Origin of the sequence: Serratia sp. CY81684 (genome assembly GCF_052166595.1) — a bacterium.
In the GTDB taxonomy this organism is placed as follows: Bacteria; Pseudomonadota; Gammaproteobacteria; order Enterobacterales; family Enterobacteriaceae; genus Serratia; species Serratia nematodiphila.
In genome coordinates, this window is the sequence record NZ_JBJNOO010000001.1 from 572,013 (window position 1) to 589,738 (window position 17,726).

A 17,726-nucleotide genomic window follows, 5' to 3' on the forward strand; every position below is an offset into this window, starting at 1 on the left:
ATTATTAACCGCGACGGAGAGGCTCCTCCAGCCGCCGATGAGGCTTATGCGCAGCGCCGCGCAAAACTAAATGCCGCTGAACCAGTTGTAGCCCTGATCTTCCCAGTAGCCGCCCGGATTGACGTCGCTGACGAAGATCGCGGCGATATGTTTGGCGTTTTTGAACCCCAACTTGGTTGGCACGCGCAGCCGCAGCGGGTAGCCATAGTCCGCCGGCAGCGCCTTGCCGCCGAAATCCAGCGCCAGGATGGTCTGCGGGTGCAGCGCGGTGGCCATGTCGAGGCTGGAGTAGTAACGATCGGCGCATTTGAAGCCGACATAACCGGCATTCAGATCCGCGCCGACATGCTGCAGAAAGGTACGCAGCGGCACGCCGCCCCATTGGCCAATGGCGCTCCACCCCTCAATGCAGATCAGGCGCGTGATTTGGCTTTGCTGCGGCAGCCGCTGCAGCTGTTCCAGCGTCCAGGGCGCTTTTTTCTCCACTTTCCCCGCGACCTCAAGCCGATAGCCGGCGAGATCGATCTCGGGGACGTTATATTCCGGGTAAAACGCGTTGAAGGGGAAAGGGTGGGTAATTTGATCGGGCCGATAAGTTTGCGCCAGCCGCTGGCCGCTGAACAGCCAGGCCTGCACCCGGTCGTTCCAGCGCGACATGGCCCACAGCACCTTATCCACCCGATCTCCGTCTTGCAGGTTGCAACCGGTGAGCATGGCGATACCGCCCAGCGTCAGGCCGGAACGCAACATCAGGCGGCGCTGCAGATTGACCAACTGCTTTTTTTGGTCCGGTTCCAGTTTTGGCGCGGTTGCCCGCGGTTTTTTCTCATTCATGTTTGCCACCCGTTATCATCGCCCACAGCGTTTTGGGCACGACGATCACCATGAAGACGTGGATCGCCACGAACAGACCGATGCCGGCCATGGCGAAGAAATGCACGTAGCGCGCGAAATCGAAGCCGCCAAACAGGGCGACCAATCCCTGCAGCTGAACCGGCTTCCAAATCGCCAGGCCGGACAGCACCAGCAATAGGCCCAGCGCCAGTACGCCGAGGTACATCAGTTTCTGAATGGCGTTATAGTGGCCATGCCGGTGGCGCAGGCGCAGCGTCAACGCCAGCCAGATATCCTGCCGCAGCGCGCCGATACGAAGCGGCAACAGATCGCGGCGAAAATGACCGCTGAACAGGCTCCACAGCAGATAGCAGACGGCGTTGAGCGCCAATAGCCACATCACCGCCAAATGCCAACCAATCGCGCCGCCCAGCCAACCGCCCAGCGTCATCTGCGGCGGAAAGCGGAAATCGAACAGCGGCGAGGCGTTGTAGATTTCCCAACCGCTCATGAACATGCACACCATGGCGAACAGGTTGATCCAATGAGTGATGCGAACCGGCCAGCGATGCACCGGCGGCGACGCGTTGGTCTTCATGGCATTCCTCCGGTTACATCGGCGGCACGGTGCCGTCTTTGCCGGCGGAAATGCGGGTGGCGACGCGCTCGCCCTTTTCGTTGGCGGCGGAGAACAGCACGATGTGCACGCCCGGTTTCAGCAGGTTCAGATCGCCCGGATCCAGCGTCACGATCGGCACGTCTTCCGGCACGACAACGGTTTTCTGCTGGTTGCCGTAGGTGACGGTCAGGGTACGGCCGTTGGATTTCACCAGTTTGCCGACGGTGCCGTTAGTCATGGTGTCCACTTTGCCGTCGGCGGATTCCCAGGCAGAGTGCCCTTCGCCGGTGCCGCGCAGGCTGGCGGCGAACACGTGTACCTCCAGCGCTTTGAGCGTGCCGTCCGGCTGCGGCACGGCGGCGGTGCCGATAAAGCTGTCCGGTTTGATGTCGTCCAGCGTTGCTTTGGAGACGCTGAGCACTTTGGTCTGATCGTTCAGCTTGACGCTGAGGGTCTCGCCCTTGCGATCGGTCAGCTGCAAATTGCCGTCGGCAACCTGGCTGATGGTGCCGCGCAGCGGCGCAATCACCTTGCCCGGCGGTTGGGCGGCGGCGGCCAAGCCGCTGGACAGCAGCAAGGTGGATAACAGTAAACCGGCTATACGATGACGGGTAATCATAACGTTCTCCTGAAATGAGTTTGCCGGTTAAGCATGGTTGACCTACTGGGTCAGCGCCATGGCCGTTTAATGACATTAATGTCATCAAGTTTGTCCGCCGAAGCTGCTAGTATTTTTGCAGACGTAACGAGGTGGCGAGCATGCGAATACTGGTAGTTGAAGACGATATCGGCACAGGGGATTACCTGAAGAAAGGGCTGGGGGAAGCGGGCTACGGCGTCGATTTGGCGCGCACCGGCACCGATGGGCTGTTTCGCGCGTTGGAGCAGGATTATGATGCGATCGTGCTCGACGTGATGCTGCCGGGGCTGGACGGCTGGCAGATCATCGAGGTGTTGCGCAAGAAAAGCGACGTGCCGATCCTGTTTCTCACCGCCCGCGACGGCGTACAGGATCGCATCCACGGTCTGGAGCTGGGCGCGGACGACTATCTTATCAAACCCTTTTCCTTTACCGAGCTGGTGCTGCGTTTGCGCACCTTGCTGCGCCGCGGGCCGGCGCGCGAAGCCGATCATTACGCCATCGCCGATCTGCAGTTGGACGTGTTGCGCCGCCGGGCGGTGCGCCAGGATCTGGTGATCCCGTTGACCAATAAAGAATTCATGTTGCTGCATCTGCTGGTACGGCGCGAAGGTGAAGTGCTGTCGCGCACGCAGATCGCCTCCCAGGTGTGGGACATGAATTTCGACAGCGACACTAATGTGGTTGATGTGGCGATCAAACGCCTGCGCGCCAAAATCGACCGGCCGTTCGACGTCAAGCTGATCCACAGCGTGCGCGGCATCGGCTATGTTTGCGAGCCGCGCTCGTGAACGCCCGCGCTTCACGTCGGCCGGTGTCGCTGACGCTGCGCACCGCCATGCTGTTCGCGCTGGTGGCCGCCTGCGTGGTGAGCGGGGCGGGCTGGTATCTGTTCGGCGCCATGCGTCAGGAAATGACGCTCCGCAGCGATCTGCAGGTGACCGGGCGCGTAGAGTATTTCCGCCATTTACTGGGGCAGCGCTTTCCTTTGGCGCGCCTGACGGCTAATAACGGCCTGTTCGAAAATATGCTGGGCAATGAACAGGATGTGTTGATTTTCCAAATTCCGGGGCAAAAACCGCTCATCAATGTGAATCCGGCCAGGGTGGCCCTGCCGCCGATCGCGCCGACGCCGCCCGAACAGGCGCAGACGCTGGCCGCCGTGCGCGGCGGGGAAACGGCGCAGGGGGTGCCGCTGCGCGCGGCGTCGGCAATGGTGCGCCTGGAAGACGGCAGTTTGCTGCAGATTTCCGCCGCGCACGTGATGGTCAACGAACAGAAAATGCTGGCGCGCTACCTGTGGCGCATTGTCGCGGCGGTCGTTGTGGCTTTCCTGCTGATTGCGCTGCTGGGCTATGGGGTCATGCGCCGCGGATTGCGGCCGCTATGGCGCATGGCGGCGCAGGCGTCGGAAATCGCGCCCAATACATTGTCGACGCGCCTCAGTGAACAGGGGGCGCCGAAGGAGTTACAGCAATTGACCCGGGCGTTTAATGCGATGCTCGATCGGTTGAATGAAGGCTATCAGCGGCTGACGCAGTTTTCCGCCGATCTGGCCCATGAGATCCGCACCCCGGTGGGCGCGTTGATGGGCCAGTGTCAGGTGGCGCTGTATCAACCCCGCAGCGTGGAGGAGTACGAAACCCTATTGTCGAACAATATGGATGAGCTGGAGCGTATTTCGCGCATGGTGGAAAACATCCTGTTTCTGGCGCGCGCCGGTGAGGCGCAGTCCGCGCTGAACTACAGTCGTCTGGATGTGGCGGTCGAGCTGCGGCGGGTGGCGGATTACTTCGAAGGGCTGGCGGAAGAACGCGGCATCGCGCTGAACTGCGAAGGGGAAGGCGAGCTGAAGGCGGACGCGATGTTGTTCCAGCGGGCGCTGAGCAATCTGGTGGCCAACGCGGTGCGCTATGCCGATGAAAACAGCCTGATCGTATTGCGGGCTGAACGGCGCGCCGATGCCTGGTGGGTGCAGGTCATCAATCAGGGGCCGCCGATCGCGGCGGCACAGCTGGAAAAACTGTTCGATCGTTTCTACCGTGCCGATCCCGCGCGCAGCGCCGGCAGCCATGCCAGCGGCCTCGGGCTGTCTATCGTACGCGCCATCATGACGCTGCACGGCGGTGAGGTGCGCGCGCAGTGTTCCGATGGCCGAGGTTCTGCTTGCTTGACCTTTAGCCTGATATTCCCCTCATCAGTTCAATGAGCTACCGCGAATGTTTTCGCCTGTTGTGGAAAACGCGACAGGCGTCATTCGTAAGTTTTTCCTTTCATTATTGTTTCCCATCGCCTTGGCTGAACCTAAAATTTAACATTTGCGTCGCGGCAAACGCGTTAATTCATCAGGCTAATGCGGATGGACTGCGGTCTGTGATTACGCTCAACATTCACGTGTTATTATTTTTTTATTAAAATTTAGTTCTGCGGTCTTTTTTTGAGATGATTTTCCTTAAAATTGATAATTTGCGACACAAAAAACTAACTTTGTGGTTTTTGTCGCGTCAATATATCAATGAATGTGGTGATTGGTTAACCTTTGGTTATGGTTTGCAAGAAAAATCCTATATAAACGGTGGTGAGGTGACAAAGCGTATTTCGTGGCGTTAATTGAGTGGTTTTTCTTGCCTGTGCTTGGGTATTTTCGCGAATTACCTGATTAAATATTTATTTAATATTTCATTAACATTTGACGCCAAACTATAAATTATCGCTATAGTGAAAACATGTGAATAAAATGAAATATAGATTTAATGACCATATTCTCTTTGACGCAGACACCAGAACCCTTAGCCCAACAGATTTTTCTGACGATCCCATATCCATATCCAGTCCTTCCAAACGGTTGTTGCTGCTGTTGATTGCCCACCATGGCGAGGCCGTAGGGCGTGAACTGATATTCAAGAAGGTCTGGGACGATTACGGCATGGTGTCCAGCAATAATAATCTTAATCAGTGCGTCAGCAAATTGCGTCGGGTGATTAAAAACCTTGGCGTCGAGGATGAGGTCATTGTTACGGTTCCTAAAGTGGGCTTTATGTTGCGTGATGAGATTACCATCGAGTCTTATGAGGACGCGGAAGATATTCACGACGCGGAGCCTGCCGCGACTGTGCCGGGATCTGCGCCCGCAGCGGCGGTCAATCCGGCGTCCGACACCGTCATCGACGGGGTCTCTTCTCATCTTGGTTATTCCCGCCGTGGGTGGCTGATGTTCAGCGCGATGGTTCTGGGGGGGATCCTCATGGCTATTGCTGTCACGGCCTATTTCAGCGGCTCGGGGGCCCGGCAGGAGAGCTACCTGGGAAAGTCAGGTAACTGTAAGGTTTTCATGTCGTTGCCTGATGCCTCGGCGACGGTCAACGCCAGCCTGAATCGGGATATTCTGGCTTACGCCGCGCACCAAACGGGAGAATGCAACGGCGATGAGTTTTTGCTGGTGGTGCGCAGCAATCAGGTCAGGGCTTACATTTCCGGTATTTCCCGCTTATTCCTGCTGCGCTGCAAGATCTTGCGTGAACATAAAATGGAGATCTGTTCAGGATTGGAAAGCGACAATGCCGAGTTTATTAATTGACCATTGATAGCCGCCACCCAACGCGATTGAAGGATGGTGGATATGACAAAAATATTACAGTGTTGAAATAGAACGTTCGACTTTCATTTGGCGGGTTGCCGTGTGGCGCTTACGAGAGGTATTTCCCTTTCTCTACCGCTTTCTACCTCATTATGGTGATTATGTATGGTTAAAGCCGATTTCGGTGATGCGCTGCTATTTTTCGAACCCAGCTATTTAGTGAGAAGAGGAATGGAAGCATTTCTCGTTACCCAATCAAGTGACAGCTATTTTATCGACACCTTGAGGGAGCTGGAAGGAGTATTGAAAGAGGGAAAGCCTCGCGCGCTTATAATGGAGTTATATCATCAGAGAGAATATTTGTATGATGTATTACGGTTCGTTCTGACGGCAAAAAATGTTTGGCCGGAAATTCCCTTGGTGATTTTCACCGCGGTAGAACACCCCGGTATATTAGCGTTGTTGGCGGCAGATGCCCGCATAGCGATAGTGGCAAAGGGGGAGCCATTGCACTGCCTGAGTGACGCCATTGCGGCTGCGGGCATGTTCTCCGGCTATCGTTCCCCGCATATTCGCGCTGGCTTGGTGTATTCGGCAGCCGCATTATCTGACAGTGAATGGCGAGTTTTGGCCATGATGGTTGCTGGCGCATCCCCACGAAGCATCGCCAACGTGACCCGGAGAAGTTACAAAACCATAAGCTCCCATAAACTGAATATTATGCGAAAACTGGGTCTCAATCAGGCCGGCTTTATGCGGCTTATTCTTTCCCTGAGAACCCGGTACCCTTCCTGACACAGGGCGAGAAGCCCCCTTTTTCTCTACAGCGGCCGATCTGGATTGGCTGCTGCCCCCTGCGTAAATCCAATCAATCTTTTCCCTCACCGAACAACGCCGGCGCTGAAATTTCACACGGCCATGGGAAGGGCGAACAGAGCGTATTTGTGGTTAAACAATAACCGCCCTGCAGGGGTTAAACCACAATTTGATTGTGCTTTCATCAAAGGCTTAACCCGTTTTTTAATGTGATTGATGGGGGTTAAAACATTAATGTTGGAATTTAAATCTAAATATTTGAACTTTAACAGTTAATGATTCTTTTTTGATCGGTCGGGGATATTCTTGTGGCGTCAAGCAGACTGGCTAAACGCAGTGATGCAAACGGCTGGCTGAGAATGGACGAAAGAAAGAAAACATATTCAACATTGAAGGGAGTTATACCATGAAGAAAATGACACTGGCTCTGGCGATCGTTTCCGCCTTTGCAGCGGTCAGCACTGCTCAAGCCGCCGACGTTACCGCTCAGGCGCTGGCAACCTGGTCTGCAACTGCCAAGAAAGACACCACCAGCAAACTGGTTGTGACGCCGATTGGCAGCCTGGCCTTCAACTATGCAGAAGGCATTAAGGGTTTCAACAGCCAGAAAGGCCTGTTTGACGTCACCGTGGAAGGCGATACCACGGCCACCGCTTTCAAACTGACCTCAAAATTGGTCTCCAATACGCTGACTCAGCTGGACACTTCCGGTTCTACGCTGGAAGTCGGGGTGAACTATAACGGAGCGGTGGTCGGGAAAACGGCTGAAACCACCATGATCGACACCACCGCCGGCATTTTGGGCGGCAATCTGAGCGCCCTGTCCAATGCCTACAACCAGGCCGGCCGCACCAGCGCGCAGGATCAGTTCACCTTCAGCATCATCGGCGCGACGTCAAACGGCACCACCGCCGTGACGGATTTCAGCACGCTGCCGGAAGGTATCTGGAGCGGCGACGTCAGCGTCGAGTTCAACGCGACCTGGACTTCCTAATCCCCCGAACGATTCTGCATCTGGCAGGGGGGAGACCTCCTGCTATTTATCGCTCATCAACGCCAGTGGAATACCGCAATGACACGCTTTTCTCTCGCCGTCACCCTGATGTTAATGCTGCTGCGGCCGGCTTTGGCGCTCGATGTGGGTGAGATCAGCACCTTCATGCCTGGCGACAGCGCGCGCCTGAGCAAGGAAATCAAAAACACCACCGACAGCGGCCGGCTGGTGACCATCAAGATCGAACGCATTTCCAGTCCCCTGGCCTCCGGTACGGTGATCCCGATGAGCAGCCGGGATGAAATGCTGCTGTCGCCCGCCAGCCTGATCTTGCCGGCCAACGCCAGCGATGTGATCCGCTTTTACTACAAGGGGCCGAATGATGCCCAGGAGCGTTACTACCGCATCGTTTGGTTCGATCAGGCGTTGAGCGAGGCGGGGCAAAACTCCGCTTGGCGTAATGCCGTGGCCACCACGTCGGCGCACATCGGCACCATTTTGGTGGTGGCGCCTCGGCAGGATCGCTTCGCCTATCAGTTCGCTAACGGACGGATCAAAAACACCGGCAACGCCACGTTCAAAGTGGTGGCCTACGGCAATTGCAGGAACAAGCAAGACGGCAGCGACTGCAAGGAAAACTATTTCGTGATGCCGGGGAAGGATCGCGCCTTCAGCAAGGTTGACGTCAACGATAAAAAAGGACGCGTCGCGCTGTGGCACGGCGAACAGTTTATCCCGGTGAAGTAATGCGCGCGTTATCCACGATGGATGCAAAACAATCACGCAAGGAGTGGCATGTGAACGCTGTGCTGTTGAGAACGCTTTTGGCCGCCGGTGCGCTGGCGCTCCCGACGCTGTTGCCTGGCCGTATGGCGATGGCGGCCGGTTTGACGCAGATTAACGGCGTGCTGATCCCGCACACTTTCAGCCTGGCGTTGCGCGAGGGGATGAGTATTCCGCTGTTGTTGCATTATGAAAAGAGCGATGGCGTCAAAGACGACAGCCGCATCGGCCATGCCTTTCTCTACCTGGATCAGGACCGGCTAAAGATTCGTCGGGTGACGCTGGAGGATAACGACGACGGCGCCCGGCTGACGGCGGCGATTGCCGGCCAGCTGCAGGCTTTGCAGGATGCGCCATTCGATCGGCAGCAGCATATCCGGATCGCGGACGACGCCTGGCTGGCGCTGGATTTCCGGCAGCTCAACCTGCAGCTGGTGGTGAAAGAATCCGCGTTGGGGACGGTGCTGCGCGCTCGTTCCAGCGACATCGGCGCGTCCAGCGTGGATGCCGTAAGCAGCACGCTGGATTATAACCTCGGGGTCTACGATAACCGGGCCCGCGCCAGCGAAGGCAACACCTCCAGTTATTTATCGCTCAACAGCGTCACGGCGTTGCGTGAACACCACGTGGAGTTGAACGGTTCCATCTACGGTATCGGCAGCGGCGATGAAAACGCCACGCTGTACAAAGCGATGTTCGAGCGTGATTTCGCCGGCCGCCGTTTCGCCGCCGGCATGCTGGACAGCTGGAATCTGCAGTCGCTGGGGCCGGTCACGACCATCAACTCGAGCAAGATTTATGGCCTGTCCTACGGCAACCGCGCCAACTCGACGGTATTCGATAATTCCCAATCGCTGACGCCGATCGTGGTTTTTTTCCCCTCGGCCGGCGAGGTGCATCTGTCGCGCGACGGGCGGCTGCTCAGCGTACAAAACTTCACGATGGGCAATCATGAAGTGGACACCGGCAGTTTGCCCTACGGTATCTATGACGTGGAGGTGGAGGTCGTGGTCAACGGCAAAGTGGTCGATAAACGCATGCAGCGAGTGAATAAACTGTTCAGCCCCAATCGCGGGGCGAATGCGCCGCTGGCCTGGCAATTCTGGGGTGGGATGCTGCGCATGGACGACTGGCGCGGCGAACGGGAGCGCCACCGCCCGGCAAAGGACTCTTATTTGCTTGGAGCTTCGGCTACCGGCAATCTGCAAACGCTTAATTGGGCGCTGTCGGGGTATTCGTTTGACGGCAACGCCGTCGGCGAGAGCCGCGTCAGCCTGCCGGTGACCGAGTCGATTCAGATCAACCTGCAAAATATGGCGGCATCCGATCGCTCCTGGAGTTTGGTCAACAGCGTCAGCGCCGCGTTGCCCGGCGGCTTCAGCAGCGTATGGATCAATCAGGAGAAAACGCAGATTGGCGATCGTCTGTTGCAAAATGACGCCTATAACCGCGCAGTTGGCGGCAGCCTTAATCTGGGGGCCCTGTGGTCTCCGTTGGGCACCCTGAGCGCTAGCTACAACGACGATAAGAAGAACGACAGTCACTATTACAACGCCGACTATTACCAGAACATCTTTACCGGCCGCTTCGGCACGCTGGGCGTCCGGGCGGGCGTGCAACGCTACAACAACGGCAGCAGCAACGCCAATACCGGCAAGTACATCGCGCTCGATTTTTCACTGCCGATGGGTAACTGGCTCAGCGCCGGCGTTTCCAATCAAAACGGTTACACCACCGCCAACCTGGCGGCGCGCAAGGACATCAAGGACGGGCCGATCCGCACCCTGGGCGCCAACCTGTCGCGGGCGATTTCCGGTGATACTCGCGGCGACAACCGCTTCAACGGTGGTGGCTATGCGCGCTTCGACACCAAGTATTCGGCTGGCACGCTCAACGTCAGCAGTTCCGCCGACGGCTACGTTAACAGCAGCCTGACCGCGAGCGGCAGCATGGGCTGGCAAGGGCGTAATATTGCCATCAGCGGCCGCAACGAAGGCAACGCCGGGATTATCTTCAATACCGGCATTGAAAACGACGGCCTGCTGACCGCACGGGTTGACGGCCGGATGGTGAAGCTGAGCGGCAATAAGAATTACCTGCCTTTGTCGCCTTACGGTCAGTACGACGTAGAGCTGATGAACAACAAAAACTCGGCGGAGAGCTTTGACATCGTCACCAGGCGCAAGAGCAAGCTCACCCTGTATCCGGGCAACGTGGCGGTGATCTCGCCGGAGATAAAACAGATGGTGACGGTGTTTGGCCGCATCAAAGCGGAGGACGGCACGCTGCTGGCCAACGCCTATATCAAGAACCATATCGGCCGCACCCGCACCGATGAGAAAGGCGAATTTATCATGGACGTCGACAAGAAATTCCCGGTTATCGATTTTACCCACGGCGGCAATCAGACATGCGAAGTGGATTTGGATCTCAGCAAGGCGCAAGGCGCCGTGTGGGTCGGCGACGTGATCTGCACCGGGCTGAAAACCTATGCAGGCAATATGTCATCCGGGGAGTCTGACCATGAGAGCTAACGTTGCGCTGTTGTTGTTGGCGCTGGTCGCCCCCGCGCTGCAGGCGGCGGTCAGCCAGACCAGCTGGCCGGATGCGGCGGTCATGAAATTTGTCTTCGTGGAGAACAACGCCGACGACAACTTTTTCGTCACGCCGGCCGGCGGGCTGGATCCGCGCATGACCGGCGCCAATAAGTGGACCGGGCTGAAATACGGCGGTTCCGGCACTGTCTATCAGCAGAGCTTGGGATACGTGGATAATGGTTACAACACGGGGCTGAATGCCAACTGGCGCTATGACATGTGGCTGGAAAATGCGCCGATAAAGAATCCGTTCCTCGGCCTGCGCTGCATCAACTGGTATGCCGGTTGCAATATGGATACCAGCTTGATTCTGCCGCAGACCACCGACGAAAAGGGATTTTACGGCGCCGTGGTCACGCCCGGCGGCGCAAAATGGATGCACGGCATGATGTCGCCGAGCTTCTATCAGTATCTGAAGCAGATGGCGGCGGGTGAAGCTTTCAGCATGCAGATCAACGGCTGCCAAACGTCGGTGGCTTACGACGCCGCGGCCGGCGGCCGCTGTCGGGATCAGGCCAGCGGCAGCTGGTACAAGCGCACCGTCACGCACAGCAAGGCGGCCCACCTGCGCTTTATCAATACCAATGCCGTATCGGAGGTGTTCGTCAACAGCGATGGGGTGCCGATCATCGGCGAGGGCAATGCCGATTGCAAGAACCAGACCATCGGCGCCCGCTCAGGCATCATGTGCAAGATGGTCAGCTACGATTTGCAGACAGACGGCAGCGTGAGCAATACCTCGATTCATATTTTCCCTGCGATTAACCATGCGGCGCTGTCCTCAGCGGTGAACGCCGCCGATCTGCAGTTCAGTCTGAACGGCAACACCTGGAAAAACACGTCGGGCACCGGCAGCTACTATACGTTTAACGAGCTGAAGAGCAGCAACGCCGTCTATGTGTTCTTCTCCAGTAACTTCTTCAAACAGATGGTCGCGCTGGGGATTTCCGACAGCGGCACTCGTGATCTGATCAATTTCCGTTTTCAGAACACCACCTCGCCGGAGTCGGGATGGTATGAGTTTTCCACTTCAAACCAGCTGATTATCAAGCCGCGCGATTTCAGCATCAGCATTATTTCCGATGATTACGACAACAGCCCACACCGTGAAGGTTATGTCGGCCCGGCGGAGCCGGCGCTGGAGTTCGGCTACTTCGTGACCACCAGCGGCAAAACCGCCGCCGATCAGGTGAGGGTGATGGCGACCGGGCCGACTCAGGCGATCAACGGGGTGAACTATTGCCTCTTTTCTTCGGCGGATAACAGTACCCAGGTGCCGTTCCCCGCCACCCTCGGCATCACCACCAGCACCAACGGCCAGCAGAGCTTCGCCGCCGGCTGCGATGGCCAGTGGCACGACATGACCAATGCGCTCTGGAGCAGCACGCCGTGGAATGATATCTCCGGTGAAGTGGGTGTGCTGAACAAGACCCGCGTGACCTTTAGCATTCCGATGAACAATCCGATCTCGCTGAGAACCGTCGACGGCAACGGTTGGTATGGCGACGTCAGCGCCGCCGGTGAAATTCATGTCGAAGCCACCTGGCGCAACATCAATTGAGGGCAGGGCGTGAAACTTGTGCTGATAGGGTTGCTGTGTTTGTCCTTTCCCTTTACCGCCGCCGCGATCAATGTCGGTACCCTGACGTTTGCCATGGATCAGGATCGCTCATTCACCGCCAAGCGGGTGTTGAATAACAACCGCAGCGCGCGCCTGTATCAGGTGAGCATTCGCGCCATCGATCGGCCGGGAGAGCGCGAGGTGCGCAGCCGGCCGGCGGACGGCGAGCTGCTGTTCGCGCCGCGCCAGCTGACGCTGCAGGCCGGGCAGGCGGAGTACTACAAGTTTTTCTACCGCGGGCCGCAGGATAATCGCGAGCGTTATTACCGGGTATCATTTCGCGAAGTGCCGACCCGATTGTTCGAGCCGGGGCCGCGTCGGGGCGCCGGCGTCAACCTGGAGCCGATCGTGGTGATGGACACCATTCTGGTGGTGCGCCCGCGTCAGGTAAACTTTGCCTATCGGCTCGATGCGCAGCGCGGTACGCTCACCAACACCGGCAACACCTACTTCAAGTTCCTGCTCAAGCCGGGCTGCAACAGCACGGATGAAGAGGGCGTCACCGAATACCTGCGCCCCGGCGATACGCTGACCCATGCCGGTATTCGGCAGAAGGGGCAGAAATTCATTATTTATAACAACAAATTTATCAGCGTCGATCGCAGCTGCCTCGATTAACGCGGCGGAATGGCAAAGCGGAAGCAGGCACCGCTTTGCGGTTGTTCGATCAGCTGAATATCGCTGTCGTGCAGCTGCAGAATGCGCCGCACGATCATTAACCCCAGCCCGCCCGCAGGGCGCCGGGCGCCGCTCAGGACAGACGGCCGCACGAACAGATCGGCGCGCAGCGTCTGCGGAATGCCGGGGCCGCTGTCGCTGACCTGCACCATCACCCGATCTTCCTGCCGCCACAGCCGCACGCCGATGTCGCCGCCGGGCGGCGTATGGCGAATGGCGTTGTCCAGCAGGTTGGTCAGCACCCGCTCAATCATGCTGAGATCGGCGAACACCAGCGGAATGCCGGGAGCAATATCGGCATGCAGCCGCTGATTACGCGCCTCCGCCGCCAGCTCGAACTTTTGGAACACGTCCTGCAACAGCTCGCTGAGGGAGAAGGGCTCTTTCTGCGGTTTCACCACGCCGTACTCCAGCCGCGCCAGCTCGAACAGCTCCTGCGCCAGCTTGCCCACTTTGCGGCTCTGCGCCAGGGCGATCTCCAGATAGCGGCGCCGATCGGCGTCGCTCAGGGTAGCGGCCTTGACCGACAGCGTTTCCAGATAGCCGTGCAGCGAGGTGAGCGGGGTGCGCAGATCGTGCGAGACGTTGGCGATGAATTCGCGCCGCAGCCGATCCTGCTGCGCCAGCGTTTGCCACTGTTCGGCGAGACGCTGCGCCATGCGGTGAAAGGCCTGTTGCAGCTGGCTGACCTCGTCGCGCCCGGCCGGCGCCGCCGGCAGCGCCGCGTAGGCCTGCACCGCCTCGATGCCGCCGCTATCCAGCGCATTGACCTGACGGGTCAGGCGCCGGATGGGGCGAGTGACCCAGTAGAACGCGAAACCGCCGGCCAGCAGGCTGAACAGCACCATCACCCCGGAGGTCCACAGCGCCATCCTGGCCGCTGAGTTGAACTGGGCGTTGCTGGCCAGCGCCGTGTACTCTTCACCGAGCAAGACCACATACAGGTAACCTTCGATCCGGCCGTCGACCTTCAGCGGCGCAACGCTGAACACTTTGCGCCCGTCCGCGCTGCGCGGATCGTCGCCATACACCGGCATCTGCGCGCCATCGAGCAGCGCCTGCAGCGGCGCCAGCGCGACCCGCTGCCGCTTCAGATGCCCGGCCGGCGCGGCGTTGCCGATAATCGTGCCCTGTTTGTCGAGCAGATAAACCTCAACGCTGGGGTTCACCGCCATCAGCTGATCGAACAGGATATGCACCGCCTGCGGCTCCGGCCCGTTCACCCCCAGCAGCGGATTGCTGTCGGCGATATGCTGCGCCAGGTTGCCGGACAGGCGCTGGATCACCGCCTGGCTGTACTGGGTATTGCTGCGCACCTGCATCCAGCCGGAAAAGGCGCAGCCGATGACGATCAGCAGCGCGAAGATAATCGTGAGGCGTTGCGCTAACGTAAGGTTTTTCATGGCTCACTCTTGCGGCGCAGCCGCGAATTTATAGCCCATGCCCCACACCGTGAGGATGCGCTCGGGTTCCGCCGGATTGCGCTCAATCTTGATGCGCAGCCGGTTGATATGGGTGTTGACGGTGTGCTCATACCCTTCGTGCTGATAGCCCCAGACCTGATTCAACAGGCTGAGGCGCGAGAATACCTGGCCCGGGTGGCGGGCGAAAAAGTACAGCAGGTCGAATTCGCGCGGCGTCAGCTCGATCGGCTGTTGGTGCAGGCGCACCTCGCGGGCGATAGGATCGATGGTCAGATCGTTGAAGCTGAGCGCGCCGGCGTCCAGGCGCAGGTTGCGGCTCATCGCCTCCTGACGGCGAAACAGCGCCTTGACCCGCGCCACCAGCTCCAGCATGGAAAAAGGTTTGGCCAGATAGTCGTCGGCGCCCAGTTCCAGCCCCAGCACGCGGTGCACCTCGCTGGAGCGCGCGCTGGTGATGATGATCGGCGTGTAGCGCGTCATGGTGCGCGCCCGGCGGCAAATCTCCAATCCATCGACGCCCGGCAACATCAGATCGAGGATCAAGGCGTCCCAGCCGCCCTGTTCCAGCATCGCCATGCCCTGATTGCCGTCGGCGGCGTGGCTGATGGCGTAACCCTCGTCACGCAGATGCAGCTGCAGCAGCTCGGCGATGTCGCCGTCGTCCTCGACGATCAAAATTCGTTTTGGCTTGTCCATTCTCATTACCGCTGATTGCCCGATTCTCTCTGAAGTCTACACAACCGCCACCGGCGGAGTTATCACATTTTATTTAACTTTGCGTGAGGTCTTGGGGAACAAATCCGGGGAATACTGGGCTCATCGCATCGTTAGCTGGCAGGAATCGCTATGAGCTTCACCCTCACCCCGGAACAACGACAGACGGTACATCCTCTCTGGCTGCGGTTGACGCATTGGCTGAATGCGCTGGCGATGCTGATCATGGTGACCAGCGGCTGGCGCATCTATAACGCCTCGCCGCTGTTCAATTTCAGTTTTCTCAACGAGCTGACGCTTGGCGGCTGGCTGGGCGGCGCGCTGCAGTGGCACTTCGCCGGCATGTGGCTGTTTGGCGTCAACGGGCTGTGCTACCTGCTGCTTAACCTCGCCAGCGGGCGTTTCAAACGCAAATATTGGCCGCTCAGCCCGAAGCAGTTTCTCGCCGATGTCGGCGCGGCGCTGCGCGGCCGGCTGCAGCACGCCGATCTGCGTCACTACAACATGGTGCAGCGCGTGGCCTATCTGTCGGTGATGCTCCTGGGCGTGCTGAGCGCGTTGTCCGGACTGGTGCTGTGGAAATCGGTGCAGTTTCCACTGCTGCGCACGCTGCTCGGCGGCTATGAAGCGGCGCGCTATATCCACTTTTTCGCCATGTCGGCGCTGGTGGCCTTCGTCGCGATCCATCTGGTGATGGTGGCACTGGTGCCCCGTACGCTGCTGGCCATGCTGCGCGGACGTTAAGGAGTTCACGATGAAAAAGGATAAACAGACCATGACGATCGTTGAAGGGCAGGCGATCGTTAAAGAAGCGCAGCGCTTGTTGACCGCGTCGTCCCGCCGCCGCTTTCTGCGCAACGGTCTGACGCTGGGCGGCATCGCCATGCTCACCGGCTGCGATCTCAGCGGCAACGCTAACGTCGAGCAGGCGCTGAGCCGCATTTCGCGCCTCAACGATCGGGTACAGGGCTGGCTGTTCAACGGCGATCGCCTGGCGCCGGTCTACCCGGAATCGATGATCACCCGGCCATTCCCGTTCAACGCCTTTTACGCCGAGGAGGACGCGCCCGACATCAACGGCGACGACTATCGGCTGGAGGTGGCGGGGCTGGTGCAGGATAAGCGCGCCTGGAGCCTGCCGCAGCTGCATCGGATGGCGCAGGTCAGCCAGGTGACGCGTCATATTTGCGTCGAGGGTTGGAGCGCAATCGGCAAGTGGGGCGGCGTGCCGTTCGCCACCTTTCTTAAGGTAATCGGCGCGGATCTGAGCGCCCGCTACGTCAGCTTCAAATGCGCCGACGACTACTACACCAGCATCGATATGGCCACCGCGCTGCATCCGCAGACGATTATCGCGCTGACCTACGACGGCCAGATCTTGCCGCGCAAGTACGGCTACCCGATGAAGCTGCGCATGCCGACCAAGCTGGGCTACAAGAATCCGAAACACATTCAGGTGATCGAGGTCACCAACCGCTTCCCAGGCGGTTACTGGGAAGACCAGGGCTACAACTGGTTTGGCGGCAGCTGAGGCGGCCGCCGGCCATTCTCCGGCACTCCGGTGCCTTTGACATGACGGAAGGAAATACCATGAAAAAGTTATTCGCAATGATGATGTGCAGCGCGCTGATACTGGGTGTGGCCGGCGCCAACGCCGCCGATGGCATGAGCAAAGACGCGATGAAAAAGGACGGCATGAGCCAGATGTCGCACGATGGCATGGCGAAAGACGGCATGAAGAAAGAGTGTATGGGCAAGGACTGCATGAAGAAAGACAAGATGGGCCAAGACGCCATGAAAAAGGATGGCATGGCGAAAGACGGTATGGCCAAAGACGGCATGAAGAAAGATGAGATGAAGAAGGATGCGATGGGGCACTAAGCCGCCGCACCCCGCGGCCGCAAGCGGCAGATCCGCTGCGGCTGCGGGCAACATAAGGAGAGAGGATGATGCTGGCGAGTTGGTTACGGCGCTTTCAGCGCTCGAACGGGGACGTTATCTTTGTGCGCGCGGCGTTGGTGGTGATTTTCGCCGCCTTCGGTTACGCCAAGTGGTTTGATTACGAGGCGCAGGGGCTGGTGCCTCTGATCGGCAACAGCCCGCTGCTGAGCTGGATGCACCAGGCGTTTGGCATTCGCGGCGCCAGTTATGCGCTGGGCGTCGCCGAATGGAGCTTCGGTTTGCTGCTGCTGGCGGGATTCTGGTCGCGGCGGTTGGGGTTGCTGGGGGCGATCGGATCGACGGTGACCTACCTGACCACGTTGACGCTGATCTTTTCTACGCCGGGCGCCTGGGAGCCCTCCGCCGGCGGTTTTCCCGCCATGGCCGGCGCCACCAGCTTTTTAATCAAGGATCTGGTGTTGTTGGCCGGCTCCCTGGTGCTGCTGAAAGCCGACTTGCCGGCCGAGCAGGCATAAAAAAGGGCGTAG

18 protein-coding genes are annotated in these 17,726 nt (G+C 58.6%); 13 read left to right on the forward strand and 5 right to left on the reverse strand.

The genetic code is table 11. From position 1 onward, the window contains the following. Positions 1-66: 66 nt before the first annotated feature. The 3 genes from ACJ8QF_RS02860 to ACJ8QF_RS02870 are packed head-to-tail and all read right to left on the reverse strand — an operon-like array spanning position 67 to position 2,072. Positions 67-834, reverse strand: a complete 768-nt coding sequence (locus ACJ8QF_RS02860) for a molybdopterin-dependent oxidoreductase (protein ID WP_004939173.1) — start codon at positions 832-834, stop codon at positions 67-69. Beyond that, positions 827-1,432: a cytochrome b/b6 domain-containing protein gene (locus tag ACJ8QF_RS02865; protein WP_033633746.1), complete on the reverse strand. Its 606-nt coding sequence runs from the start codon at positions 1,430-1,432 to the stop codon at positions 827-829. The genes ACJ8QF_RS02860 and ACJ8QF_RS02865 overlap by 8 nt, the downstream gene beginning before the upstream one ends. Positions 1,433-1,445: 13 nt before the next feature. Beyond that, positions 1,446-2,072: a hypothetical protein gene (locus ACJ8QF_RS02870; protein WP_275095609.1), complete on the reverse strand. Its 627-nt coding sequence runs from the start codon at positions 2,070-2,072 to the stop codon at positions 1,446-1,448. Between the two features lie 140 nt (positions 2,073-2,212). Between ACJ8QF_RS02870 and ACJ8QF_RS02875 the strand changes: the two genes are divergently transcribed. The 9 genes from ACJ8QF_RS02875 to ACJ8QF_RS02915 all read left to right on the forward strand — a co-directional run bounded on the left by ACJ8QF_RS02875 (position 2,213) and on the right by ACJ8QF_RS02915 (position 13,099). Then, the gene (locus ACJ8QF_RS02875) at positions 2,213-2,884 is read left to right on the forward strand and encodes a heavy metal response regulator transcription factor (protein ID WP_442537242.1); all 672 of its coding nucleotides are present in this window, start codon (positions 2,213-2,215) and stop codon (positions 2,882-2,884) included. Further along, positions 2,881-4,302: a heavy metal sensor histidine kinase gene (locus ACJ8QF_RS02880; RefSeq protein ID WP_004939156.1), complete on the forward strand. Its 1,422-nt coding sequence runs from the start codon at positions 2,881-2,883 to the stop codon at positions 4,300-4,302. Before ACJ8QF_RS02875 ends, ACJ8QF_RS02880 begins: the two co-directional genes overlap by 4 nt. A 528-nt stretch (positions 4,303-4,830) precedes the next feature. Beyond that, positions 4,831-5,670: a winged helix-turn-helix domain-containing protein gene (locus ACJ8QF_RS02885; RefSeq protein ID WP_280631661.1), complete on the forward strand. Its 840-nt coding sequence runs from the start codon at positions 4,831-4,833 to the stop codon at positions 5,668-5,670. A gap of 165 nt (positions 5,671-5,835) precedes the next feature. Further along, positions 5,836-6,465 (forward strand): helix-turn-helix transcriptional regulator, encoded by a 630-nt coding sequence (locus tag ACJ8QF_RS02890; protein ID WP_131164484.1) that lies wholly within the window; start codon positions 5,836-5,838, stop codon positions 6,463-6,465. A 427-nt stretch (positions 6,466-6,892) separates the two neighbouring features. After that, positions 6,893-7,480, forward strand: a complete 588-nt coding sequence (gene ecpA / locus ACJ8QF_RS02895; protein ID WP_004939148.1) for a common pilus major fimbrillin subunit EcpA — start codon at positions 6,893-6,895, stop codon at positions 7,478-7,480. A gap of 78 nt (positions 7,481-7,558) precedes the next feature. Next, the gene (locus ACJ8QF_RS02900) at positions 7,559-8,227 is read left to right on the forward strand and encodes a hypothetical protein (protein WP_442537243.1); all 669 of its coding nucleotides are present in this window, start codon (positions 7,559-7,561) and stop codon (positions 8,225-8,227) included. A gap of 17 nt (positions 8,228-8,244) precedes the next feature. Continuing rightward, on the forward strand, positions 8,245-10,797 hold the full coding sequence (locus tag ACJ8QF_RS02905; RefSeq protein WP_275095611.1) for a CS1-pili formation C-terminal domain-containing protein: 2,553 nt from the start codon (positions 8,245-8,247) through the stop codon (positions 10,795-10,797). Further along, the gene (gene ecpD, locus ACJ8QF_RS02910) at positions 10,787-12,421 is read left to right on the forward strand and encodes a fimbrial adhesin EcpD (RefSeq protein ID WP_280630771.1); all 1,635 of its coding nucleotides are present in this window, start codon (positions 10,787-10,789) and stop codon (positions 12,419-12,421) included. The genes ACJ8QF_RS02905 and ecpD overlap by 11 nt, the downstream gene beginning before the upstream one ends. 9 nt (positions 12,422-12,430) lie before the next feature. Then, a complete protein-coding gene (locus ACJ8QF_RS02915) occupies positions 12,431-13,099 on the forward strand; it encodes a fimbria/pilus periplasmic chaperone (RefSeq protein ID WP_049187322.1) in 669 nt (222 codons plus the stop codon). On the opposite strand, the gene ACJ8QF_RS02920 is transcribed toward ACJ8QF_RS02915, so the two are convergent. Next, positions 13,096-14,562: a sensor histidine kinase gene (locus ACJ8QF_RS02920; protein WP_004939130.1), complete on the reverse strand. Its 1,467-nt coding sequence runs from the start codon at positions 14,560-14,562 to the stop codon at positions 13,096-13,098. The genes ACJ8QF_RS02915 and ACJ8QF_RS02920 overlap by 4 nt on opposite strands. 3 nt (positions 14,563-14,565) lie before the next feature. Continuing rightward, positions 14,566-15,279, reverse strand: coding sequence for a response regulator transcription factor (locus tag ACJ8QF_RS02925; protein WP_004939128.1), 714 nt, complete (start codon positions 15,277-15,279; stop codon positions 14,566-14,568). 150 nt (positions 15,280-15,429) lie between these two features. Here ACJ8QF_RS02925 and ACJ8QF_RS02930 point away from each other — a divergent pair, with 150 nt between their 5' ends. From ACJ8QF_RS02930 to ACJ8QF_RS02945, 4 genes are all read left to right on the forward strand, one after another. After that, on the forward strand, positions 15,430-16,041 hold the full coding sequence (locus ACJ8QF_RS02930; RefSeq protein ID WP_004939124.1) for a cytochrome b/b6 domain-containing protein: 612 nt from the start codon (positions 15,430-15,432) through the stop codon (positions 16,039-16,041). Between the two features lie 10 nt (positions 16,042-16,051). Continuing rightward, positions 16,052-16,828, forward strand: coding sequence for a molybdopterin-dependent oxidoreductase (locus ACJ8QF_RS02935; protein WP_044031628.1), 777 nt, complete (start codon positions 16,052-16,054; stop codon positions 16,826-16,828). Between the two features lie 59 nt (positions 16,829-16,887). After that, on the forward strand, positions 16,888-17,178 hold the full coding sequence (locus ACJ8QF_RS02940; RefSeq protein WP_280630770.1) for a pentapeptide MXKDX repeat protein: 291 nt from the start codon (positions 16,888-16,890) through the stop codon (positions 17,176-17,178). 65 nt (positions 17,179-17,243) lie between these two features. Continuing rightward, positions 17,244-17,714, forward strand: coding sequence for a YkgB family protein (locus ACJ8QF_RS02945; protein WP_280630769.1), 471 nt, complete (start codon positions 17,244-17,246; stop codon positions 17,712-17,714). Positions 17,715-17,726: the final 12 nt, after the last annotated feature.